The sequence below is a fragment of the Mangrovihabitans endophyticus genome (genome assembly GCF_014646155.1).
Lineage (GTDB): Bacteria > Actinomycetota > Actinomycetes > Mycobacteriales > Micromonosporaceae > Actinoplanes > Actinoplanes endophyticus.
The window spans coordinates 25866-49253 of the sequence record NZ_BMMX01000033.1 but is presented as its reverse complement, the minus strand read 5'-3'; the positions used below and the strand labels follow the sequence as shown (position 1 = coordinate 49253).

Annotated in this window: 22 protein-coding genes; 9 read left to right on the top strand and 13 right to left on the bottom strand. The window is 71.9% G+C overall.

Annotated elements, in window-relative coordinates; translation table 11 throughout:
* Positions 1-71 precede the first annotated feature (71 nt).
* From IEY73_RS25465 to IEY73_RS25450, 4 genes are all read right to left on the bottom strand, one after another.
* Positions 72-1724: a serine/threonine-protein kinase gene (locus IEY73_RS25465; protein WP_189081839.1), complete on the bottom strand. Its 1653-nt coding sequence runs from the start codon at positions 1722-1724 to the stop codon at positions 72-74.
* A gap of 290 nt (positions 1725-2014) precedes the next feature.
* Positions 2015-2992 (bottom strand): substrate-binding domain-containing protein, encoded by a 978-nt coding sequence (locus IEY73_RS25460; RefSeq protein ID WP_189081838.1) that lies wholly within the window; start codon positions 2990-2992, stop codon positions 2015-2017.
* Positions 2989-3969, bottom strand: a complete 981-nt coding sequence (locus IEY73_RS25455) for an ABC transporter substrate-binding protein (RefSeq protein ID WP_189081837.1) — start codon at positions 3967-3969, stop codon at positions 2989-2991. Before IEY73_RS25455 ends, IEY73_RS25460 begins: the two co-directional genes overlap by 4 nt.
* A 78-nt stretch (positions 3970-4047) precedes the next feature.
* Complete coding sequence (locus tag IEY73_RS25450; RefSeq protein WP_189081836.1) at positions 4048-4383, bottom strand: hypothetical protein; 336 nt, start codon at positions 4381-4383, stop codon at positions 4048-4050.
* A gap of 229 nt (positions 4384-4612) precedes the next feature.
* Between IEY73_RS25450 and IEY73_RS25445 the strand changes: the two genes are divergently transcribed.
* Complete coding sequence (locus IEY73_RS25445) at positions 4613-5320, top strand: hypothetical protein (RefSeq protein ID WP_189081835.1); 708 nt, start codon at positions 4613-4615, stop codon at positions 5318-5320.
* Positions 5321-5425: 105 nt separating this feature from the next.
* Here the strand turns inward: IEY73_RS25445 and IEY73_RS25440 are convergent, their stop codons facing one another.
* Positions 5426-8011 (bottom strand): beta propeller repeat protein, encoded by a 2586-nt coding sequence (locus IEY73_RS25440; RefSeq protein WP_229716146.1) that lies wholly within the window; start codon positions 8009-8011, stop codon positions 5426-5428.
* Between the two features lie 198 nt (positions 8012-8209).
* On the opposite strand from IEY73_RS25440, the gene IEY73_RS25435 reads away from it, so the two are divergent.
* Entirely contained in the window at positions 8210-8650 is a 441-nt protein-coding gene (locus IEY73_RS25435; RefSeq protein ID WP_189081833.1) for a DUF5818 domain-containing protein, read from the top strand.
* 11 nt (positions 8651-8661) lie between these two features.
* On the opposite strand, the gene IEY73_RS25430 is transcribed toward IEY73_RS25435, so the two are convergent.
* Positions 8662-9075, bottom strand: coding sequence for a VOC family protein (locus IEY73_RS25430; RefSeq protein ID WP_189081832.1), 414 nt, complete (start codon positions 9073-9075; stop codon positions 8662-8664).
* Between the two features lie 5 nt (positions 9076-9080).
* Positions 9081-9482, bottom strand: coding sequence for a helix-turn-helix transcriptional regulator (locus tag IEY73_RS25425; protein ID WP_189081856.1), 402 nt, complete (start codon positions 9480-9482; stop codon positions 9081-9083).
* Positions 9483-9652: 170 nt separating this feature from the next.
* On the opposite strand from IEY73_RS25425, the gene IEY73_RS25420 reads away from it, so the two are divergent.
* Together IEY73_RS25420 and IEY73_RS25415 are read left to right on the top strand one after the other, a co-directional pair.
* Entirely contained in the window at positions 9653-10240 is a 588-nt protein-coding gene (locus IEY73_RS25420; RefSeq protein ID WP_189081831.1) for a SigE family RNA polymerase sigma factor, read from the top strand.
* Positions 10167-11315, top strand: coding sequence for a hypothetical protein (locus tag IEY73_RS25415; protein WP_189081830.1), 1149 nt, complete (start codon positions 10167-10169; stop codon positions 11313-11315). Before IEY73_RS25420 ends, IEY73_RS25415 begins: the two co-directional genes overlap by 74 nt.
* Before the next feature lie 166 nt (positions 11316-11481).
* Here IEY73_RS25415 and IEY73_RS25410 read toward each other — a convergent pair whose 3' ends face one another.
* Together IEY73_RS25410 and IEY73_RS25405 are read right to left on the bottom strand one after the other, a co-directional pair.
* Positions 11482-12468, bottom strand: a complete 987-nt coding sequence (locus tag IEY73_RS25410) for an ArsR/SmtB family transcription factor (protein ID WP_189081829.1) — start codon at positions 12466-12468, stop codon at positions 11482-11484.
* Between the two features lie 119 nt (positions 12469-12587).
* Positions 12588-13181 (bottom strand): GNAT family N-acetyltransferase, encoded by a 594-nt coding sequence (locus tag IEY73_RS25405; protein WP_229716145.1) that lies wholly within the window; start codon positions 13179-13181, stop codon positions 12588-12590.
* A 20-nt stretch (positions 13182-13201) separates the two neighbouring features.
* Between IEY73_RS25405 and IEY73_RS25400 the strand changes: the two genes are divergently transcribed.
* The gene (locus IEY73_RS25400; protein ID WP_189081828.1) at positions 13202-13738 is read left to right on the top strand and encodes a GNAT family N-acetyltransferase; all 537 of its coding nucleotides are present in this window, start codon (positions 13202-13204) and stop codon (positions 13736-13738) included.
* 76 nt (positions 13739-13814) lie between these two features.
* Complete coding sequence (locus tag IEY73_RS25395) at positions 13815-15257, top strand: HNH endonuclease signature motif containing protein (RefSeq protein WP_189081827.1); 1443 nt, start codon at positions 13815-13817, stop codon at positions 15255-15257.
* Between the two features lie 819 nt (positions 15258-16076).
* Here the strand turns inward: IEY73_RS25395 and IEY73_RS25390 are convergent.
* The 4 genes from IEY73_RS25390 to IEY73_RS25375 form a co-directional block, all read right to left on the bottom strand.
* The gene (locus IEY73_RS25390; protein WP_189081826.1) at positions 16077-16922 is read right to left on the bottom strand and encodes a hypothetical protein; all 846 of its coding nucleotides are present in this window, start codon (positions 16920-16922) and stop codon (positions 16077-16079) included.
* 120 nt (positions 16923-17042) lie between these two features.
* The gene (locus IEY73_RS25385; RefSeq protein ID WP_229716144.1) at positions 17043-17462 is read right to left on the bottom strand and encodes a DUF6010 family protein; all 420 of its coding nucleotides are present in this window, start codon (positions 17460-17462) and stop codon (positions 17043-17045) included.
* A 169-nt stretch (positions 17463-17631) separates the two neighbouring features.
* Positions 17632-18891, bottom strand: a complete 1260-nt coding sequence (locus IEY73_RS25380) for an RNA polymerase sigma factor (protein WP_189081853.1) — start codon at positions 18889-18891, stop codon at positions 17632-17634.
* A 21-nt stretch (positions 18892-18912) separates the two neighbouring features.
* Positions 18913-19323 (bottom strand): YciI family protein, encoded by a 411-nt coding sequence (locus IEY73_RS25375; RefSeq protein WP_189081825.1) that lies wholly within the window; start codon positions 19321-19323, stop codon positions 18913-18915.
* A 186-nt stretch (positions 19324-19509) separates the two neighbouring features.
* On the opposite strand from IEY73_RS25375, the gene IEY73_RS25370 reads away from it, so the two are divergent.
* The 3 genes from IEY73_RS25370 (at position 19510) to IEY73_RS25360 (ending at position 23387) form a co-directional block, all read left to right on the top strand.
* On the top strand, positions 19510-20280 hold the full coding sequence (locus IEY73_RS25370) for a GntR family transcriptional regulator (RefSeq protein WP_189081824.1): 771 nt from the start codon (positions 19510-19512) through the stop codon (positions 20278-20280).
* On the top strand, positions 20277-20975 hold the full coding sequence (gene deoC, locus IEY73_RS25365) for a deoxyribose-phosphate aldolase (RefSeq protein ID WP_189081823.1): 699 nt from the start codon (positions 20277-20279) through the stop codon (positions 20973-20975). The genes IEY73_RS25370 and deoC overlap by 4 nt, the downstream gene beginning before the upstream one ends.
* 534 nt (positions 20976-21509) lie before the next feature.
* Positions 21510-23387 carry an ABC transporter ATP-binding protein gene (locus tag IEY73_RS25360; protein WP_229716143.1) on the top strand — a complete coding sequence of 626 codons (1878 nt, stop codon included), beginning with the start codon at positions 21510-21512 and terminating at the stop codon, positions 23385-23387.
* Position 23388 lies beyond the last annotated feature (1 nt).

Here is a 23388-nt window from a genome sequence, read left to right as displayed (position 1 = left end):
TGCGGATCGAAAGGGATTCGGAACCGGCGGAGTGGTGGGTGGGAAAAGTGAGCAACTTTCACTGCAAGTGATCACTTGCTTCCGGGGGGTGATGGGACGGCCCATGTGGACCGTGGTGCCGCGCTGTCCCGAAAGCCGGAGAGCACCCGGCTGCGCATGTCGGCGCTGCGCGACCAGTCAAAGTCCGCGGTGGTCCAGGACAACTGGTACGTACGTCGTCCGGCCGGCAGCAAGGCGCGGTACGTGTGCAGTCGGCGCCCGCCACGGGGTTCCCACAGGTACTCCCAGTCGGCACCCCCACCGGGCACGAGCTGGACGTCCATGCTGATCCGGCGATATCCGGGCAGTTCGCCGTCGCCGGTCTGCCGCTTTTCCGCCTGTTGCCAATACTGCAGCGGCTCGCCGCTGTCCGGATGGGCTGCGGCGACGGTGAAACTCCGGGCGCCGTCCGCGTCGCGGAAACACACCGTGTCGCCCACCGCGGCACGACGCCAGCCGGACGGCAACGCCACGTCGAAGCCGGCCGGATCATGCCGCCACACCCAGCCCGCGGGCACCGTGTCGGCCGGTACGTCCGGATCCGCCGACGCCTCGGCCACGGCTCGGAAGGCGGCGCCGGAACAGGGCGAACCGGCCGACACGATCGAGGCCACCGGGGACGGCCCGGCGGACCGACCGGCGCCGGGCTGGCCCCAGCCGATCGCCGCAGCCCCGGCGGCCACCGCAACGGCGGCCCCGGCGCCGGCCACGGTCAGCGCCAGCCGCCTCGGCCGGCCGGGCCGGCGCCACGACACACCGGCCGGCACCGCCGCGATGGCGCCCCGGTTCGCCGCTTCCGCCGCGACCACGCCCCTGTCCGGGCCGCGGTCCGGGCCGGCGTCCGGACCGCGGCCCGGCGCGGGCATGGTGACCACCCCGATGGCACGGCCGGCGACCGACCGCAGCTCCGCACGCGCCTGCGCCACGGAGTATCGCCGAGCCGGCGCCGCCTCCAGCAGCCGCGCGATGACCGGATGCAGCGGCCCGGGATGTGTCACCGGATCGGACTCGCCGGCCAGCAGCGCCGCGAGCGACTCGGCGACACTCGGCCGCGCGAACGGCGGCCGGCCCTCCACCGCGGCGTACAGGGTGGCGCCCAACGACCACAGGTCTGTCGCGGCGTTGGACAGGCCGTCGCGGACCCGCTCGGGCGCGACGTAGTGTGGCGAACCCCGTAGCGGCTCCTCGCGACCGTCCGCAGCCGCGACTACCGGGCCGACCGTGGCCAGCCCGAAGTCGGCCAGCACCACCCGACCGCCGTCCACCACCAGCACGTTCTCCGGTTTGACGTCCCGATGCAGGACCCCGGCGTCGTGCGCGGCGGACAGTGCGTCCAGCACGGCGAGCCCGATGCGCGCCGCCTCGCGGTGCGGCAGCGGTCCCGTCCGCCGGATCACCCCGGCCAGCGAATCCGCCGGGACGTATTCCATGACCAGCCAGGAGCGGCCGGAGGCGCGGACCACGTCGAAGATCCGCACCACGCCCGGGTGGTCCAGCCGGGCGGCGGCGCGTGCCTCGCGTTCGATCTCCGCCTGCGCCGCATTCCGGGCTTGCGGGGTCGCTGCATCCGGCGGACGGAGCTCCTTCAGCGCGACGTCGCGCCCGAGCAGTTCGTCACGTGCCCGCCAGACCCGGCCCATGCCGCCGGAGCCGACGGGTGCGAGCAGGCGGTACCGGCCGGCCACAGTGGTCGGGACAGGACCGTACGTAGCTGCATGCTCACTTTCAGATAACACAAGCCTGCACCCCTCCTCATCGGCGCGGAGAACGACACCGGTGATTCGGAGCCGAAGCGCCTCCGGCTAGGCGGGCGGCGCTGCGATTAGGCAGAGCTTTTCACGAATCCGACGATGCACGCTGGACAGGCGGCACCCGGTGCCTTTACCGTAGGGAGAGGCCGTTGCGAGTTCTTCCCCCGTGGAATTCGCAGCGGCTTCTTAACGTCCCGGGACTCATCGCCCGTGTGCCGCCGGCCTCAGATGCGGTACTGCCGCCGGACCTGGGCGGGAAACAACTCTTCGACCCGCAACAGCCTGGGCGTCAGCCCCTGCTCATGGGCATATCCGAGGAACGCCTCCAAGGTGGGCCGGTTCGCCTCCACGCCGTACGGGAACGGGTCGCCGCCGAAGTCCGCGGCCGCCGCACGCGCGTACGTCTGAAGCCACGGCACCGGGAAGCGCGACACGTTCAGATCCGCCACGCGCGCCAGACTCCGGTCGCGTGCCTCGACGAACGCCTGATAGAGGTTCGCCGCCACCCAGGGATGGGCGTCCAGGACGTCCCCGCGCAGGGCGATCACGTGCATGATCGGCTGCACTCCGGTGCGCCGATGCCACTCCCTCTCCCGCTCCGCGGCGTCCGGGAACAGCGGCACGATGGCATGCTCCGCGCCCTCCGGCGGACGGGCCGTGACGATGGCGTCCAGATCCCCGGCCAGCAACATGTCGATCAGGCTGCGGCCGGACTCCACCACGACGGTCATGCCGGCCGGCGGGGTGAACTGTTCCTGCCGACCGGGCTGCCGCAGGCCCGCCTGCACCCACCGCACGTCCGTCAGCCGCAGGCCGAACTCGTGGGCCAGCACGCCACGCGCCCACACACCGGCGGTCTGGAACCATTCCGGCACGCCGATGCGGGCACCCGCCAGGTCGGCCGGCTCGCGGACGTGCCCGCCGCCGCGTACGTAAATGGCGGAATGCCGGAAGACGCGCGACGGGAACACCGGGATCGCCGCCACCGGCTCCCGCGCCGCGACCATCGTCACGTACTTGGCCAGCGACAGCTCCGACACGTGCCATTCGCGGAACGCGGTGAAACGGAAGAAGATCTCCTCGACCGGCATCTGCAGGCAGGTCAGTTCCACACCCTCCACCGCGATCCGGCCCGCGGTTAGATCCCGGACGTGGTCGTAGTCGCTGACCGCCAGCGTCAGCCGCACTGGATGGGCGCTCATCCGCCGGTCAGCCGGGCGACGTCGGGCTCGGTGGTCAGATAGCCGTACCGGCGCGCGAGGTCCGCCGTGCGGCGCAGCAGCGGCGCGCCCACGTCGGGACTCCACTCCGGCAGCACCACGTGCGCGGCCACCTCGGGCGGCAGGTCGATGTAGCTCGGCAAGATCCGCCGGACCTCCGCCGGGTGATTCTGGGCGTAGGTCAGCGAGCGGTTCATCGCCGTACGGAACCGGCGGACCACGTCCGGATCGGATTTCGCGTACGCCGTACCGGTGAAGTAGGAAGCGACCGGGAAATGCGCCGCGATCAGCGGGTACGGCCGCATCACCACGTGCACGCCGCCGCCCTGCTTGATGGCGCTGGCGAACGGCTCCACCGCCCAGGCCGCGTCGATCCGCCGCTGGGTGAGCGCCGCACCCATCTGTGGGAACGGGATCTCCACGAACTGCACCCCGGAGATGTCGACGCCGCTCGCTTCGAGCCCGGCGTTCACCGTCAGCGGCCCCACGTTGCCCAGGTTGTTGACCGCGATGCGCTTGCCCGCGAGGTCGGACGGTGCGGTGATGCCGCTGTCGTCGCGGGCGAAGATGGCCGCGTAGTCGCCGCCCGCCGCCTGATTGCCCGCCGCGACGATGCGCAGCGGCACCCCCTTGGAGGCGGCGATCAGCAGCGACGTGTTGTTGGAGAATCCGATCTGCTCGTCACCGGCCACCACCGCGGCCGTCACGGTCGCGCCCGCCTGGCTCGGCTTCGGCGTCAGCTTCAGGCGCTGGGCGGCGAAGAAGCCGCGGTCGATGCCGAGATAGAGCGGCGCGACGTCGATGACCGGGACGATGCCCACATCGAGGTGGTCGACGCCGTCGTCGGCCGGTTCGGAACACGCCACCAGCAGGCCCGTGGCGCACGCCGACAGAACGACGGCGGTCAGCCCGGCAACGGCACGGCGAGCGATGATGTCCACGCCTCCCCATGTACGCATGGCGAACAAGCGTTCACCATCAGCACATCAGAGGCTAGGCACGTGATCGGTGTTGGTCAATACGCTGCGCGGGCGCCCTCAGCGCGCGCCCATCGGCGCCCTCTTCGCGCGCAGTTGCTCGCGGATGCGCAGCCGGGCCAGGTTCTCCGCCTCCTCGCGCTCCTCGGCGAACTGGTAGAACTGCTCGGCGTCGCCCCGGCCGCCGGCCAGAATCGGCAGCACCGCGCCCGACCCGTCCGCCGCCACGGTGTGCTCCCAGGCGACCACCCGGTAGGTGTGCGGGAAGATGAAGTCGACCAGGTCCTCGGTGACCACCTCGCCGGCGTCGGTCATCAACGGCTGCTCCGCGCTGCCCGAGGGGACCTCGGCCGCCCACAGCGGATATCCCTGCGCCGTGATGGTTCGCTCGGTCATGGTCGGTCCTCTCGTCGGGCAGCGTTGAGGTTCACTCAGCAAGCTACCCGAAATCCGAGTTTTGGTCGGTTTTTCCGGTGAATGCGCTTCGCAGCCATCCGGCGCGGCCCGGCGTCCGTTCCTGGGCACCGCACCAGGCCGGTTTCGCAGGCCATGGCCGGCCCGCGGCGAGACTGCGAAACACGGCCTAGCATGGCGGGGTTCTGGAAGCCGGTGGAGACGAGGCGTCATGCGATGGTTCGGCCTGGGCAGACGGCGGGTCGAACAGGACCCGCAGCGGCAGCACGCCCTGCTGCACGAGCTGCGGCACGGTTTCGGGCCGCAGCAACAACTCCCGTTCGCCGACCAGGCCGAGCAGGTCACCCGCCTGCTGGACGGCGACGACGGGCTGGCCGTGGCGAGTGAGATCGTCCGCGAGGTGGCCGACGCGGCGCACCAGGAGATGCTCGCCCAGGCCGATCACCTGCACCGCCAGACCGGCGCCGGGGTGCGGGTCGACCGCAGCAACTATCGCCCCTTGTGGCGCGACGCCGGACGGTGGCTGCGCTGGCCGCTGTTCGCCCTGCCGGGCGGCCTCCACCCGTACGTGCATGTGGCCGCGGCGGCGCCCACCATCGGGGCGGGCGCGCGGCGGGCGGTGCGGGTGACCTCCGCGGAGCCGCTGCTGGACCGGATGTTCGAGGTGCTGGACCTCACCGTGGCCGGCTGGGAGTTCGGTCGTGTCCGCGTGGACACCGACGCGGCGACCCTGGCGGTCCGGCTCATCTCCGCCACACGCGCCCTGCACGACGCCATGTCGGAGCCTCCCCCGCTGCCACCACCGGTCCGCGAGCTGATGCGACGCAACAACTCAGTGGACGTGCTGGACCCCCGCGCGGACCGCGTCGTCGGGACGTTCAACCCCGGCAAGACCATGCGCGAGACCCTGCTGGCTTAGGCCGTGTTTCGCAGCCGTTGGCCGGCCTGCGGCGAGCGGGCGTGGGCACGAATCGGCCCCGGGGCGGCGCGGTGTCCGCTACCGGCCCCGGGGCCCTTTGAGGGATCAGTGGTGGCGGCGCAAAGCGGACAGGTCGAACTGCCAGATGCCCCGGCCGTGCGTGGCCGCGTACAGGTTCCGGCCGGTCGGCCCGGTCTTCAGTTGCAGGGTGGTGGTCGTCGGCAGGTCGTGTCCCAGGACCGACCAGCGCCGCTCCCGCTCCGGCCGGTAGAAGATCCCGGTGTCGGTGCCCAGTGCCAGCCCACCACCGTCGACCATGCTGACCGTGTTCGCCGGCACGTCCGGCAGGTTCGCGGAGATGTCGGTCCAGTGGCTCCCGGCGTCGTAGCTCTCGAAGACGTGCCCGACGCCCGCGCCGGGGCCCTCGGTCCATTTTCGCGAGAAGCCGTTGATCGCCACCACGACATGCCGCGGGTTGCGGCCGTCGACGTCGAAGCCGGACACGTACCGGTTCGGTAGCGTGCCCTCGACCGGCAGGGTGAGCTGGTGCCATCCGCTGCCGTCGGTGCGGCCGACCGCGATGCCGCGGGTGAAGCCCTGGTTGTTGCACGGCCCGCACCAGCCGGCGTAGACGTAGCCGCCGGACGTGGCGACCGCCGTGGCCACGTGACCGTCGCCGAGGTCGAACAGGCTCCGCCACTCGTCCCCGGACCGGATCGCGAAGCCGTGACGCTGGATCCAGACGTGCTGGCCGCCGGCGATCCACAGCCGGGAGTCGCGGGGGTCCGCGGTGATCGGCGCGACGAACCGGGCCGCGCCCGTCTCGTTGTCCGGCGGCGCCACCTCGTAGCTGGTGGCCAGCGACGGATCCGTCACCCACGACCCGTCGTTGACCGCGCAGTTCTGGGTCACCCAGATGTCCAGGTAGACGTACTCCTCGGCGATGTTGCACCCGTTGCGCGGATCCACGATGGTGTCGGTGCCGTCACCGCCGAAGTTCGAACCCATCACCCGGTCGTACGGCCGGAGCAGCGACTGTCCGTTGTCCTGCAATCCACCGGAGACGGCCACGCCGCCGCGGTCCCGGCCCACTCCGACCGAGTAGTACTGCAGCACGTCCATGGTGCCGTCGTTCAGCGACCGCCAGTCGGTGGCATGCCCGTCCGCGTCCGCCGCACCGTGCACCGGACGGCGGTAGGCGCCGCCGTCGTCGCCGACCACCAGATAGGGTTTGCCGTGCAGCCGGGTGACCGCGGCCGAGTGCTGATCCGGGTGGGTGGTCTGATGACAGTCACCGGTCTGCTTCGACGGGTCGATGCTCCAGCACGCGAAGCCGAAGTTCCAGTACGGCCCGGGCGTGGTCCAGTGCGCACCGCCGTCGGCCGACTCGAAGACCTCCTCCAGCCCCACATACACGTGGTCCGGGTCGGCCGGGTCGACCTGGAGGAACTGGTTGTACCAGGACTGCACGCCGGGCATGTAGCCCGGATCGGTCAGCGCCGAACCGGAGGCGGCCAGTTCCCGGTAGTCCGCGCCCAGCGTCCACGGCCCGAACGGCGAACCGGAGCGGGACACATAGATGCCCTGCAGCGCGCTGTCCGGGTTGGTGGTGAGCTGCGTCGGCGACTGCTCGATGGCGTAGTACCGCGAGCCGTCCGCCGATGGCGCCAAGGTCACCATGCCCACGTTTGCCGCGTCCGAGGGCATCTCACCGGCCAGCACGGTCCGCTGCCAGGCACCGCCGCGGCGGGTGTAGAAGCCGTTGTAGTCGTCGCCGCTGCGCCACCCGGCGGCGATGATCACCCGGTCCGGGTGCTTCGGGTCGGCCGCGAAGTCGTTGATGATGTTCTTGTACGCCGCGTCGGCGTCGGCCGCCTGAGCGCCGCCCGGCAGGTACGACGGGTTCGGCGCGAACTCCCGCTTCCACGGCCCGGACAGCCTGGTCAGCGAGTGCGAATAGGCGCCCCGGTTGGTCGCCGCCCACACGGTGTCCCCGAAGAACCGCAGCTTGCGGATGATGGTGCTCTCCAACTCGGTGCCGCCCACCCGATCGGCGGGGCGGAACGAGCCGTGCCGCGGGTCGCGCAGCACGTACACCCCGCTGCCCACGAACGAGCTGGCGCTGGTGTTGGCCTCGCCGGTGGCCCACCACAGCCGGCCCGCACGGTCCAGGCGCAGGTCTCCGGTGGACGGCGAGGACACCCGGTCGGCGATCGGCTGCCACCGACCGCCGCCGGTGCGCGAGCGCCAGACGCCGCCGTTGGCCGCTCCGGCGTACACATAACCCAGGGAGTCGGCGGCCATGCCGGTGATCCGCCCGGTGACGAACCCGGCGCCACCCGACGAGTTGCTTTCGATGTCGCGATAGCGCGGGTCGTCCGAGTTGTACGGCACGTCGGTGACCGACTGCCACCGCCCGGACGTCTTCGGCAGGGCCTGCTGCTGTGCCCAGGCCGCGGAGTAGGCGCCCGGCGCCACGATGCCCGGGGCGCTGCGCGCCTCGGCGTACTGTTCCGCCTGCTCGGCGATCTCCTCGGGGTCCTCCCCCTCGTCCTCGTCGGCGGCGAGCGACCGCGGCTGGCCGACCTGCTGCGCCCGGTCGGCGGCGACCGCGACGTGCCTGCGGTACGGCTCCGGCCGGTCCTTGCCGGCGGGCGACGCCGCGGCGGACATGGCGGGTGTGATGATCACAGCTAGTGATGCGGTGGCGGCAACGGCTAACCGGTGCCAAGGCGTGAATGTCGGATGCGGCGACATGCCGGTTCCTCCCCGATGCATGCCGTCCGAGAAGGAGTGATCCGGCACGCTCCAGGGATACTCGTCTCTGCGTAGCAGCCTCGCAACTGGACGTTTCGATATTGTGGACGGCCGGAACGAAGGACCATGCCGATGCGTCTCACCCTCATGCGCACGTTTCCGTCAGCACTCGTCGCGGCGATCACGGTGCTCCTCGCGGCGGGCTGCGACAACACGCCCGCGCCGTCGGCGAACTACCCGGACGTCCCGCCGACCGGCCCCGCTCCCCCGGCCAGCGCCGCCCCCTCGACCGCCGCTCCGACCGCCGCCCCGGCCGACGACTCGGAGATGCCCCGCGACCCGGAGATGCCCCGCGACAAGGTGGGGGCGCCGATCGTGCTCGCCGGGACCGTACGCACCGAGGGATCCTGCCGGATCCTGACCTCGAAGGGCCGCCGGTGGGCCCTGCTCGGTGTGCCGGTCGCGCAGCTCGCCGACGGGCAGCGGGTCACCGTCCGAGGCCGCCCGGCTGGCCTCCCGGACGGATGCGACGCCGCGGCGGCGTTGCAGGTGCAGCGCGTCGACGAGCAGTGACCCGTCCCGGGTCAGGCGCGCACCTGATTGATCCGGATCATGTTGCCCGCCGGATCGCGGAAGGCGCAGTCCCGTACGCCGTACGGCTGGTCGATCGGCTCCTGGAGGACCTCGGCGCCGGACGCGCGTACGTGTTCGAATGTCGCATCCACGTCGTCGGTGACGAACACGAGTCCGCGGAGCAGGCCCTTCGCCAGCAGTTCCGCATGATTCTGCTTGTCCTGCGCCGAGGCGCCCGGATGGGAGTCCACCGTCTCGATGGTGATCTCCAGCTCGGGCTGGTCCGGCGGTGACAGGCTCACCCAGCGCATGCCCTCGAACCGGACGTCGTTGCGCACCTGCAGGCCCAGCACGTCGCGATAGAAGCCGAGCGCCTTGTCGTGGTCGTCCACCAGGATGAAGCAGTGTGAAACCTTGATGTCCATGCAGCTCACGATAGGTGTGTGGAAGCCGGTTGGGCTTCTTGGTTCCTGATCGGCCGGGCTTGGTTCCTGATCGGCCGGGTCAGCATCTTGGCGAAACAGGCGGGGATGGCCGCGCCCGCCTCGTGGCTGCGCGCACGGTACGCGCTCGGCGTCTCCCCGATCAGCTCGGTGAAGCGGGAACTGAACGAGCCGAGCGAGGTGCATCCGACGGCGAAGCAGACCTCGGTGACGGTGAGATCGCCGCGGCGCAGCAGCGCCTTGGCCCGTTCGATCCGCCGGGTCATCAGATGGCTGTACGGCGTCTCACCGAATGCCGCGCGGAAACTGCGCGAGAAGTGGCCCGGCGACATGAGCGCCTCGCGGGCGAGCGCGGCCACGTCCAGCGGCTGCGCGTAGTCGCGGTCCATCCGGTCGCGGGCCCTGCGCAGCCGGACCAGATCCTCCCGGTTCACCCGCCCAGCATGACACACCGTCACGTACCGGCCGCGGGATTCTTCCCGGCCGTGGTTCTTTCGGCCGCGTGCAACCCTCGGGACGTCGGCGCTCCTCTATCTGTCGACGAGAGGAGCGATACGCCTTGGAAGACGACGACATCGACAGCTTCCGCGCATTCGCCCGCGCCAGGTTCGAGCCGCTACGCGCCCTCGCGTACGTGACATGCGGTGACTGGCAGGCGGCGGAAGACGCGGTGTCCGGCGCGCTGGCGCGGCTGTACCTGCGCTGGCACCGCGTCTCGTCTCCGGACGCCTATGCCCGCACGATGGTGGTCCGGGCGGCGATCGGGGAGAAACGGCGGCCGTGGCGGCGGGAGCACCCGGCGGGTGAGTCGCTGCCGGAGCGGTCGCGTGCCGACCCGGCGGACGCGGTCGATGAACGGTTGCGTCTGCGGCAGGCGTTGTGGCGGGTTCCGCCCCGGCAACGGGCCGTGCTGGTCCTGCGGTACCTCGAAGACCTCAGCGTCGAGGAGACCGCGGAGGCGCTGGGTTGCCGCACGGGCACGGTCAAGAGCCAGTGCGCGCGGGGGCTGACGACGCTGCGCGCCGTGCTGGCGGCCGAGGACATGGTCTTGATCAACGAAAAGGAGGATGAGCGTGCCGTACCAGGTCCGGGACGTGTTGGCGTCGGTGCAGGACGCACCGCCGACGCCGCAGACGACCACCGATGACATCATCGCCAGGGCCGGCCGGATCCGTACCCGCCGGATGGCGGTCGCGGCGACCGGCAGCGCGGCGACCGTCCTCGCGGTCTTGATCGCGGCGGCGACCGCGCTGGGTGGCACCGGCGGCGGGCAGCATTCCCCCGTGCCGTACCCCGCAGGACCGGCGGTGGGCACACAGTTCACGCCGCCGGACGGGTTCCGGACGGTATTCGGCGAATATCGCACCGGCGCCTACCGGATCGGCCCGGTCGGTCAGGTCACCGCGACCTACCAGCGGGTGCCCGTCTATCGCGACGGTCAGACCTGGCAGGGCGACGACGGCCGGACCTATCCGCTCACCGACGGCATGCTCACCTTCTACCAGCCGGGCGTCTACGACCCGGGCAAGCTCGGCACCGGCAACCCGGCCTTCACCTACGGCCCGACCTTCGACGTCACCATCGCCGGGCAACCCGGCTTCGGCCGGGAGATCACCCCGCAGCCGTACGCGTCGGCGGGCGTGCAGATCGGCGAATCCCAGGCGCCCGAGGACGTGACGCACCGGACCGTGCTCGCCTGGCAGTACGCGCCGGACGCCTGGGCCACGTTCACTCCGGAGAACGAACGGAACGTGTCCACGGCCGAAGCGGTGCAAATCGCCTCGGCGGTGACCGCGAAACCGGCTCGGCAACTGCGCGTCCCGTACCGTCTCGGGTTCGTTCCGGAGGGCTGGCAGGTGGTCGCGGTCACGCAGACCCCGGAAACGGTCAGCACCTCCGTCTCCGAGCTGTGGCTGCATGACGGCCCGGTCCCGCAGGCGGACGCCGACCAGCCCATCGATCTCGGCTTTCCCGGCGTACGGATCGCCGTGATGAAGGGTGACGCGAAGGATCCCGACATCAACGGCAAGGACGGCGTGCACTGCTACCCGGCGGCCAAGGGGTGCACGGTCATCGACGGCGATTACCTCGTGGACATCAGCGGTCGCGACATCGAGGACAAGACCAGCGGGGCGTCGGCCGCCGAGGTGCGGAAGATCGCCGAGGGCATGCGGTTGGGCGATCTCACCGACCAGAGCACCTGGAACCCGGTCACCGGCTGACGGCGGCCAAGCCGCTGCCGTAGGTCCCGGGACCCTGGCGCTACGCCGGGGTCCCGGGCGCCGGGCCGACGGGGTCTTTGGCCGGCCGGGCCGACGGAGTCTTTGGCCGGCCGGGCCGACGGGGTCTTGGCCGGCCGGGCCGACGGGGCTGACGGGCCCGGCAGGGTCATGCCGGGACCGAGCCCGTCAGCAGGGCCAGGCCGACGCTGCTCAGGCTGTGCAGCGCCCGGCCGCCCTGCCGGCTCGTGACGATCAGCCCCGCCTCACGCAGCACCGTGGCGTGTTCGCTGGCCGACGGCGCCGAGATGTGCACGCGGCGGGCGAGGTCGCCGGTGCTGATCGGGCCGCGCCCCACGGTGTCGAGCACCGCCGCCCGCGTCGACCCGAGCAGGGCGGTCAGCGCGCGGTCGGGTCCGGCGTCCGGCCGCGCCGACGCGGCGAGCCAGCCCACCGCGTGCTCGACCGGATAGGCCAGCACCGGCGGCAACGTCGGGTCGATCAGGGTGATCGGCCGCCGCCAGCAGAAGAACGACGGCATCAGGAGCAGCCCCCGGCCGTCGAGGTGGAAATCCCGGTCGTACGGGTAGTCGCTGAGCAGCATCGGCCGCTCCCACCGCACCCCCGGCAAACCGGCAAGCAGTCGTTCCGGGCCGCCCACCTGGGCGTCGCGCAGCCGGACCGCCCGGTCCGCGTCCAATGCCCGATCGATCTCCGGCTGGTACGGCGCGGCGCCGACACGATGCCAGGAACGCAACGCGCCGGCCAGGCGATCCAATGCCCGCACGTCCCCGGCGGCCAGCAACCTCGTCCAGGACGGCAGCCGGGACCGCCCGGACAGGTGGGTCAGATCGCGGCGGATCCGGCTGATCGGCGTGGACCGTACGGCGTCCAACCCGGCCTCCAGGCCGAGCGCGCCCGCCGCCGGCGTCAGCAGATCGGCGATCGCGCCGCGGGGCTGGCACAGCGACAGCAGAATCGCCTCGTCCGCTCGCGACGGCCGGGCCCGCACCTGGTGACGCCAAGCCTGAAACAGCAGTTGCCCCTCGCCGTTGTGCAGCATCTGCAGGCTGAGCACGGCGTCCCACAGCGGGTCCGCGCGGACCGCCACGTGGGTGCGGGACAGATCCTCTGGTGTGAAGTGGATCCGCAGCATCGGGCGGTCTCACCCTCATCCGGCGGGCCGCAGGCATGCGCGGTCCACAGTCGATCCCCGTGAATTCACCCGCCCGAGTGTTCGCCGTCGCACTCCGGCGCACCAGAGATTTATCGAAATCAGACACTATCCGACACCGGGTCGCCCCGGATCCGGGCGTGCAGGTGCATGTCGTGCCGGCCGTCGGAATGGACGGCGTCGCTGAGTTTCGTGCCCTCCAGCAGGAAACCGCACCTGGCGGCGACGCCACACGACGCCGGGTTGCGCGTGGAGTGATCGAGCGTGAGGCGGTGGAACCCGACCTCGCCCAGCGCCCATGAACTCACCGCCGCCAGGGCGCGCGAGGCGACACCCGAGCCACGGGCGGCCGGCAACACCCAGTACGCGCAGGCCGCAACCCCATCGTCGAGATCCATCTCGCGCACGGCGATGCGCCCCAGCACCCGGCCGCCGTCATGGGTCACCGCCCAATGCGCACCCCTTTCCTGCGCCCAGTCCCGGCGATACCGCGCGAACCAGGCGCGGGCGTCCCCTTCGGACGCCGGGTGGCGGGTGTGCCAGTGGGCGATCGCCGGGTCACGGTAGGCGGCATGGAACACCACCGCGTCGTCGTCCGCCCACGGACGCAGCACCAGGCCGCCGGAAGCAGACAAGATCGGCTGAGCGGCGGCGGCGATCGTCCCGGCGGCGATGGTGGGCGGCGTCGTTCTCACGGCCGTCTACCGTAAACCGCATGCCCGAACTGATGACGCCGACCACCCGGCTGCACGCTGCCTTTCTGCGCTGCCGCGACGATTGGGGTCCCGGACTCCACGAGGACGGCTTCGGCCTGACCGCCGACGACGACGTGGACTCGCCGGACGGCTTCGCCGACTGGGTGCGCCGGCTGCTGCGGCACACCCACCCTGCCGCGGATCCCTGCCCGGACACGCAGCACGGCTCTCCCCGGTGGATCGTCGAGGACGGCGAGGTGCTCGGCGGAATCGGCCTGCGGCATCACCTCGACGACGAGGTCGGTCACGTCGGGTACGGCGTACGACCGTCCGCCCGCGGCCGGGGCCTGGCCACCTGGGCGCTTGCTGAAGTGCGGGCGGAGGCGCGCGCGGTGGGCCTGGACCGCCTTCTCGCCGTCTGTTTCGCGGACAACATCGCGTCGATGCGCACCATCGAGCGCAACGGTGGTGTGCTCGAAGGGGTTCGCGAGACCGAGCACGGCCGGGTCCGGCGATACTGGCTCACCACGAGCGGCCCGGCACCGCCACGGTGCTGAAGCCGTGCAACGTCGGGGTACCGGCCGCGGTCCGAAGGCCAGCAATATTGTCGTACGGGTGTTCTAAAGTGCCCTCATGACAACGCGCTGGGAGCACGCCGAGACGACCGCCCTCGACTGCGCCGCCGCGCCCGTCTGGCCGCTCTCCGACGCCGAGGTGATCGACGCCCTGCGCACCGTGCACCGCGCCGGTCAGGCCCTGCACGCCGCCACCCTGCACCTCATCCAGCAACTCGACACCCGCGACGTGCCCTCCACCCAGCACGCCACCTCCCTGGCCAACTGGCTGCGCTGGCACCTGCGCATCAGCGCCGCGCACGCCCGCACCCTGGTCGCCCAGGCCAAGGCCGTCGACCATCGGCCGGACCTCGACCACGCCCTGACCACCGCACGGGTGAACGCCGAGCAGGTCACCGTGATCGCCCGCTGCCTCGACGGGCTGGACAGCGATCCCGACGTCCCCGCCGCACTCACCGCCGAGGCCGAGAGCGCCCTGGTCGGTTGGGCACCGGAGCTCGACCCGGTGGCGCTTCGCCACGCCGGTGAGCGGATTCTGGCCCACCTCGCCCCCGAGATCGCCGAACGCGTGGAGGAGGTCGCCCTCGCCCGCGCCGACAAGCGCGCCGAGCGCGACCGCTACCTGACCCTCACCACGATCGGCGACGGACGCGTCCGCCTCCACGGCATCCTCGGCACCGAGGCTGCCGCCGTCATCACCGCCGCCCTCGACCCGTTGTGCTCCCCCAGACGCCGCACCATCCCCGGCAGCGCGGACCCCGGCAGCGCGGACCCTGGCAGTGCAGAACCCGGCAGCGCAGACCCCGGCAGCACGGACCCCGGCAACGCAGACCCCGGCAGCGCAGAACCCGGCAGCGCAGACCCCGGCAGCGCGGGACCCGCCTGCCTCGCGGATGCCGCCGCAGTGGGCGCGGGCTCGGTCGTGACCGATGCGCGTACGCCCGGACAACGCCGCGCCGACGCCCTGGTCGACATCTGCCAGCTCGCCTTGCGCACCACCGCACTGCCCGAGAACGGCGGGGACCGCCCGCAACTGGCCGTCACCGCCCCCTACGACGTGCTCCACCAGAAGCTCGGCATCGGCACCCTCGACACCGGCGAACGTCTGCACCCCACGGACGTACGTCGCCTCGCCTGCGACGCCCGCATCCTGCCCGCCGTGCTCGGCGGCCAGGGACAGGTCCTCGACGTCGGCCGCACGCGCCGTCTGGCCACCGGCTCGTTGCGCCGTGCGCTGGTCGCCCGGGACCACGGCTGCGCCTTCCCGCACTGCGACCGGCCAGCACAATGGTGCGACGCTCACCATCTGGCCTCCTGGCTCGACGGCGGGCCGACCAGCCTCGACAACCTCGTGCTGCTCTGCCGCTACCACCATCGCCTCGTGCACCGCGAACCCTGGCGCGTCCGGCTCGGCCCCGGCCGGCACCCCGAGTTCCTCCCGCCGCCCGCACTCGACCCAGCCCAGCATCCCCTGCGCAACCGCTATCACCTCCGCACATGAAGCAACCCGCGCGGACACCCCCGCGAAACGCCACCCGCACGCGCCGCCCCGCAGGACGCCGGCCGGGCCCCGCCCCGCAGCCGAGCACACACCCGGGGTCACGCAATGCCCGAGTCACGCAGGCCCAAGTCGCGCAGGCCCAAGTCACGCACACGTGGGTCGCGCGCTGGGTCACGCGCGCCTGGGTCACGCCCACCTGGGTCAGGCACACCGGGGTCACGCACACCTGGGTAACGCGCGCTGGGTCACGCAATGCCCGAGTCACGCAGGCCCAAGTCACGCACACGTGGGTCACGCGCTGGGTCACGCGCGCCTGGGTCACGCCCACCTGGCTCAGGCACACCGGGGTCACGCACACCTGGGTAACGCACACCTGGGTAACGCGCGCCGGGTCACGCCGTCGAACATCGAGCCCACCCGACCGAGGCGGGTTGCGGCATTTCATCGCCGCCACGTCACCATCGCCATGGACACATTCGTGAGCGCGCTATAGGCATCTCGATCCGTCGGCACCGCCGGAGCCGAGGGCGGGCCCGAAACTCACGGCGCCCCACCGGACAGCGGCCGACGCAGCGGGTCCGGGCAACGACCGCCGCCTGAACCCGCTGCTCCGCAACTTCTCGTCCGGGCTCCCCCGACTCCGCCGAGATCTCCGCCCCCGATCAACCTCGTGAGCGTGACCCTCGGGTCGACAGCCCGGCGGCCAGAAGCCTTCGACTGCCCCGCGTCCGGGGCACCTCCGACAACTCCGCGACCGGGAATCCCACGGTCAGAAACCCCGGCTACCTCGCAGTCCGGGAACCGCCGACGGTCCCGTGGTCAGGGAATGACGACGATGGACATCGTGCGACGGCGGTCGCCTTCGTACGCCAGCACCGACAGCGTCGTCGGCGCCAGCATGCGGCAGTCGTGCACGCCCGGCCGCGGCTGTTCACACAACACGCCCGGCGGCGGGCTGATCTCCAGTCGGCCCGACCCGAGGTTCGTCACCCGCAGCACGGCGCCGACCTGCAAGCACGGCGACCACCAGGGCATTTCCTCATTGAAGTCGTACGTGACGGTGCGCCCGCCGCGTACGCACGTGGGTGAGGCCATCGCCTTGGCCACGGTGACGTCCAGGCGTTGCGGAACCTCCTCCGCCTCCCATTCGAAGAAGATGTCACCGATCTGCAGCAACCGGCAGGTGAGGACCCCGGCAGCGTAGAAACAGTCGGTCGTGTCCGGAGTGTTGGCCATCTGTTGTGGACCGATATGCTCGAATCGGACCACTCCGCCGACGGTGATGCACTCGGCGGCGCGGTTGGTGGCGGGCGTCCCGGCGTCAACCACGAACTCCACCGCTCCCCGGCACCGCGCGGGCCGACCAGCGGCGGACTCGGCCGACGTGGCCAGCTCGGCCGACGCGGCGGACTCGGCCGACGCAGCGGACTCAGCCGACGCAGCGAGCTCAGCCGACGCAGCGAGCTCAGCCGACGCAGCGAGCTCAGCCGACGCAGCGAGCTCAGCCGACGTGGCGGATCGGGCGGTCGGGTGCTCGGCCACGGCGGCTCCGGGCCAGGCCAGGCTTGCCGCTACCCCGATGGCCAGCAGGCCGGTCAGGGCTGCCGCGCCGCTACGGAAAGCGCCGCGACGGAAAGTGCCGCGACGGAAAGTGTTGTTGCGCATGTGGGTACCGCTCCCTTCGCGAAGGACGTGATACCTGTTCGTCTCGGCACGTGCGGGTTTGGTTTGCCGGCAATCGCGCAGTCTCACCGGCTTGCGCGTGGGACCGGCACCATGAGCCAGTCAGGTCGACGACGGTGTGCGCGGGCGCGTCGCGAACCATCGCACCAACTGCGCGGGTGAGCGACCGCCGGCGAAACACCACAGCGCGATCACCGGGTCGCAGATGGCGCAGCCCAGCGACGAATCGTGTTGCGACGGGATGAGCGGCGCACCCCTGCGGTGATGCAGCACGTCCCAGCCGGTGTGCAGCAGCCAGGCGATGCCGATGAAGGTCCACGACCGCAACCCGGCGTAGGCGACCCCGGTCATCACCGCGGTGAAGGCGAGCTCGGCGAGTCCGAAACTGCCACCGCTGATGTACGCGGCTCCGGCACCGCCGACGACCACCGCGTTCAGCCGACGGCGGTGCGGTTCGGGCACGAAGGCGAATGCCCCGGCCCAGATCAGGGCGATGACCACCGGCACGATGTAGCGCAACATGCTTCCTCAATTCCCGCCCGGGGGGCCAGCCCGGCGAGCGGATTCCCGGCCCGGAGGGGTAGCCCGGCGAGCGGATTCCCGGCCCGGCGGGCCAGCCCCGGCGAGCCGATTCCCGGCCCGGCGGGGCCGCCCGGCGAGCGGCGGACGGCCGTGGGGCAGGTGGATTGCGCTAGAGCGTAGGAAGACCTCCACCGCCGTCGACAGGGCCTCCGTTGCCAATCTGCGACGGGATCGCGCCACCACGGTTGCCGACGTTCCGCATGCGGGACGCCTCACGGATCAAGTGGTCGCGCTCGGCGACGTTGGTGGCCCGGCGGGCCGCTTCGGCGTACGCGTTGGCCGCCGCGGGCCGGTCGTCGCCGAGTTCGTGCAGGTACGCGCGTACGGCGTACCAGCGGTGACGCTCGCCGAGCACCTCGCGCAACCGGTCCGCCTCGCGCAACCCGGCAGCGGCGCCGAGGACGTGGCCGACCGCGACGGCGCGCGCGAGCACGGCGGTGGGATCCTGGCGCACCGGGTCGCCGGTCAGTGCGACCAGGTCGTCGTACCAGTCCAGGATCTGCGGCCAGTCGGTCTCGGCGGCGCTCGTCGCGTCGTCGTGCAGCGCGGCGATGGCGGCCTCGATCTGGTACCGCCCGGGACGCCGTGTGTCGGTCTGCTGGGCCAGCGCCGACTGCAGGACGCGTACGCCCTCAGCGATCTCGCGTGTGTCCCAGCGCCCGCGGTCCTGCCGGTCGAGGGTGACGATCCGACCGCCGGCGTCGAGCCGGGCCGGCAACCGGGCGTGGTTCAGGAGCATCAACGCGAGCAGTCCGCGCGCCTCCGGTTCCGGCGTGGCGAGGGTGAGCTGCCGGGCGAGCCGGATCGCCTCCACGGCGAGGTCCACCCGGCCCCCGTGGCCGGCGGCGTAGACCAGGTAGAGCACGCGCAGCACCACCGCGAGGTCTCCGGGCCGGTCGAGGCGTCGCCCGCGAACGGTGCGCTTGGCGCGGCTGATCCGCTGCGCCATGGTCGCCTCGGGAACGTAGAACGCGTCGGCGATCTCCCGGGTGGTGAGACCGCCGACGGCGCGCAGCGTCAGCGCCACCTGAGAGGCCGGCGCGAGGTCGGGGTGACAGCAGCAGAAGAGCAGGAACAGCGTGTCGTCGCCCTCTTCGGTGGCGTCCGGCCGGGGTTGCACGTACGCGGTCTCCTCGCGGCCGTGCCGGGCGGTCTCGCCGCGACGGGCGTCGATCAGCCGCCGCGTCGCGACCGTCGTCAGCCAGGCGCGCGGGTCGCGGGGCGGTTGCCGCGGCCAGACGCGTAGCGCCTCCAGCAGGGCTTCCTGCAGTGCGTCCTCGGCGGCGTCGAAATCCTCGCCGCGGCGCACCAGGCTCGTCAGCACCCGCGGGACGAGGCCGCGCAGGGCATCCTCGTCCCGCGGGTGCATCGGCTGGTCGGGCACGAAGCGTCAGTCCTGCGCCGGCGCGTCCGACATGACCTCCCGGATGTCGATCCACTCGTACAGGGGCGTGCCGCCGGGGCCGGGTTCGGACGAGACGTACGCGGCGAGTTCGACCGCCCGCTCGCGGGAGTCCACGTCGATCATGTACCAACCGGCGACCAGGTCGTTGGTCTCCGGCAGCGGACCGTCGGTGGTGACCGGTGCCGCATCCGGTCCGCCGTAACGCACCCAGGTCTGCGTCGGGGTGAGCGCCTGCGCGTCGACGAACTCGCCGTTCTTCTCCAGCAACTCGGCGACGTGCTTGAGGAAGGCCATGTGCGCCTCCACATCCTCGCTCGCCCACTGGTCCATCGGGGGCACCGCGCGGTGCGCTTCCGGGCCGCCACGGTAGTGCTTGAGGAGCAGGTACTTCGGCATCGTGGTCTCCTGACGTGGTCGGCCCCGCCGGTCGGGGCCTCTCACTCGGTGAGCGGAGCCGGCCGGCGCTTCTCGACATCATGCCGCGAAAAATCTCGACCCGGACGTACGGGCGCCGCCGCCATGGATGGACAACCGCACTCGACCGTGCAAACATCCAGGTTGTCTAGATGACCTGGAGGTCTCATGTCGAAGATGCCGTTGTATGCGCGGATCGAGCGGGAGCTGCGCGCCCGTCTGGCCGGGGCGGAACCCGGCGATGTGGTGCCCGCCGAGAGCACGCTCGCGGCGGAGTTCGGGGTGGCCCGGATGACCATGCGGGCCGCCCTCAACGCGCTGGAGGCCGACGGGCTGATCGAGCGGATCCAGGGGCGCGGCACGTTCGTGCGTCGGCAGCCCACCCCTCGGACGGCGGGCACCCTGCTGAGCTTCCAGGACCAGGTGCGCAACTGGGGCCGCACCCCCTCGTCCCGCCTGATCGCCGCCGAGGTCCGTGCCGCCTCCGCCGAGGAGGCCACCGCGTTGCAGCTCGCCGCCGCGGAACCCCGGGTGGTGTCGATCGTCCGGGTGCGGCTGGCCGACGGAACACCGCTGGTCGTCGAATACGCGTGCTTCCCGCCGCACCTCACCGACCTGCTGGATCGCGACCTGGAAGCGGGCTCGCTGCACCGTGCCCTGCACGATCGGGGCCTGCGGCCCACCCTCGGCTCCTCGACGCTGACCGCCCGGCCGGCCGGCGCCGACGGCGCGCATCTCCAGGTCCCGCCCGGCGAATCGCTGCTGGTCGAGACGCGCCTCATCGTCGATCAGAACGCCGCGCCGCTGGAGTTCACGGTGAGCCGCTACGTCGGCGCGCGGTACGCCCTGCAGGTCACCTTCGACGTGCAGCCGCCCCGGGCGGACGCGCAACCGCCCGTTCCGGAAGCACAACCGCAGCCGACAGGAGAGTCTCGATGAACGTCGCCAAGATGATCGACCATTCGCTGTTGCGTCCCGAGCTGACCATCGAGGACATCCGGCGTGGCTGCGACATCGCCGTCCGCCGGGACGTCGCCTCGGTGTGCGTACGTCCGTCCGACGTGGAGTTCGCCGCGGCGGCACTCGCCGGCACCGGCGTGCTCGTCGGCACCGTCGCGGGTTTCCCGCACGGCGACACCCGCACCGCGGTCAAGGTCGCCGAGGCGCGGGCCCTGGTCGAGGCCGGCGCCGATGAGATCGACATGGTGGTGCACATCGGCCGGTTGCGCGGCGGGGACAGCGACTACGTGCACGACGACATCGCCGCGGTGGTCGCCGCCGCGCAGGGCCGCACGGTGAAGGCGATCCTGGAGAACGCCTACCTCAGCGAGGAGCAGACGGTCATGGGCTGCCGCCTCGCCGAACGGGCCGGCGCGCACTTCGTCAAGACCAGCACCGGCTTCGCACCCGGCGGCGACGCCACCCCGGCCGGGATCCGGTTGATGCGCGCCTCGGTAGGCCCGCACCTCGGCGTCAAGGCCGCCGGTGGCGTGCGCACCCTGGACAGGCTGCTCAGCCTGCATCAGGCGGGTGCGAACCGTTTCGGCGCCACGGCCACCGAAGCCATCCTGGACGCCGTCGCGGCCCGTCAGCGGGGCGACGCCCCCGCGCCTACTTCCGGCGTGACCGGATGAGCGCCACGATCACCGCGGCCACGATCACCACCACGACGACGAAACAGATGAACAGATGCCACGGCTTGATCGCGCCCATGTCCGCGAACGGTACCAACACGGTCAAGGCGCAGCGGGCGCGGTGACGCAGTGCTCGCGGCAGTGCAGCGCCCGCGGTGATACAGCGCCCGCGGTGACGCAGCGGCCGCGGTGACGCAGCGCCCGCGGTGATACAGCGCCCGCGGTGATACAGCGCCCGCGGTGATACAGCGCCCGCGGTGATGCAGCGCCCGCGGTGATGCAGCGGCCACGGTAAAGGGGAGGCGGCCGGCGGGGTGGGCCGCGTAGCCTCACCGCAACGCGAGACCCCCGGCGCGAAGAGGAGATCGACCATGAGGACTTCCGGCGACACCCCCGGCTCCTTCCTTGTCTCCTTCGCCGGAAAGGCACTTCGTGTTAGGTCCGTTCGAAAACCCTGTTGACCCCTTCCCCGCCGGCGAGGCACGCACCCCCGCCGCCGGTCCCCTCCGGTTTCTCCGTGACGAGCTCCGGCCCTTGCGCCCGGTCGTCGCCGCCGCCGTCACCGTCACCGTCGCGTGCGCCGCCGTCGAGGTGTGGCTCATCGGATACGCCGGCCAGCTGGTGGACACGCTCGCCGCCGGAAGCCCGGACACGCTTCGGGCCGAGCACGGCGCCGAGTTGCTCGCCGTCGCCGTCGTGGTGCTGCTGATCAGGCCGCTGATCAGTCTCGTCCGCGAGACGCTGGACGACATCACGTTCCGCGCCAACGCCCGCCCGATCACCCGCTGGCGGGCACACCGGTATGTGTCGCGGCAGTCCGTCGGCTGGTTCCGCGACGACCTGGCCGGGCGCATCGCCACGTGGGTGCGCGACGGCGGCGAGGCCGCCAGCACCGCGGCGTACTCCGTGCTGCACACGCTGGTGTTCGTGGTCGCGTACATCGCCGGGTCCGTGTGGGTGATGTCCGCGATCGACGTGCGGCTGCTGGTGCCGCTGGGCGGTTGGATCGTGGCCTACGGATTCCTCATGTGGTGGGCGGTGCCGCGCTACCGGCGCGCGTCGGAACGCCTCCAGGACGCCGAATCGGCGCTCACCGGGCTGCTCGTCGACTCGTACGCGAACGTCGACACGCTCGCGCTGCTCGGCGATGGCGCGACACGCGTCGCGGATGACCGGCGGGTGTTCGCCGCGGCCCGCCGTGCGCACCTGGACCTGCAGCGGGTCGAGGTGACCATCAACTCGGGCATGATGGCGCTCGGCAGCGCGCTGCTGGTCGGCCTGGTCGGGTACGGGATCGTCCTCTGGCATTCCGGCTCCGGCCCGCTGGGCCTGGTCGCCGCGGCGCTGGCCCTCAGTTTCCGCATCACCGCGATGGCGGAGTGGCTGCTGGACGCCGTGTCGTCGCTGTTCGGGTCGGTCGGCGCGCTGACGCGGGCGTTGCGCACCGTCGCCCAGCCGCTCGCCGTACCTGACAAGCCCGGAGCAACCCCGCTCCGGGTACGCGGTGGGGCCATCCGTTTCTCCGGGGTCAGCCACCGGTACCGCGCCGACCGGGACGCCGGTGGCGGAACCCGCGCACTCGACGGGCTGGACCTGGACATCGCCGCGGGGGAACGTGTCGGCGTCGTCGGGCGCTCCGGTGCGGGCAAGTCCACGCTGGTGGGCCTCCTGCTGCGCTTCCACGACGCCACGTGCGGCACGATCCGCATCGACGGCGCCGACATCGCCGCCGTGACGCAGGAAAGCCTACGTGGCCAGGTGTCCATGGTGGCCCAGGAGGCCACGCTGCTGCACCGCTCGATCCGGGAGAACATCGCCGGCGCGTCCCCCGGCGACGACACCCGCATCTGGGCGGCGTTGCGCCGGGCGTCCGCGGACGCGTTCGTCAGCACCCTCACCGACGCGGACGGCCGCACCGGGTTGGACGCCCATGTGGGCGAGCGCGGCGTGCGCCTCTCCGGCGGGCAGCGGCAACGGATCGCGCTGGCCCGCGCGTTCCACCGGGACGCGCCGATCCTGGTGCTGGACGAGGCGACGTCGGCGCTGGATTCCGAGGCGGAGGCCGCCATCCACGAGACGCTCGGCGAGGTGATGCGCGGCCGCACGGTGATCGCGATCGCGCATCGCCTGTCGACCATCGCGCATCTGGACCGAATCGTGGTCCTGGACGCGGGCCGGATCGTGGAGCAGGGCACCCACGCCGAGTTGGTGCGCCGCGGCGGCCTCTACGCCGAACTGTGGTCGCGGCAGTCCGGCGGGTTCCTCGGCACCGGCACCCAGCCCACAACCGGCACCGCGCCCACAACCGGCACCCAGCCCACAACCGGGGCCCGAGCCACAACCGGCACCCAGCCCACAACCGGCACCGCGCCCGGGGCCGGCGTCACGACGTGGTCGGAGGCGTCCGGCTGAG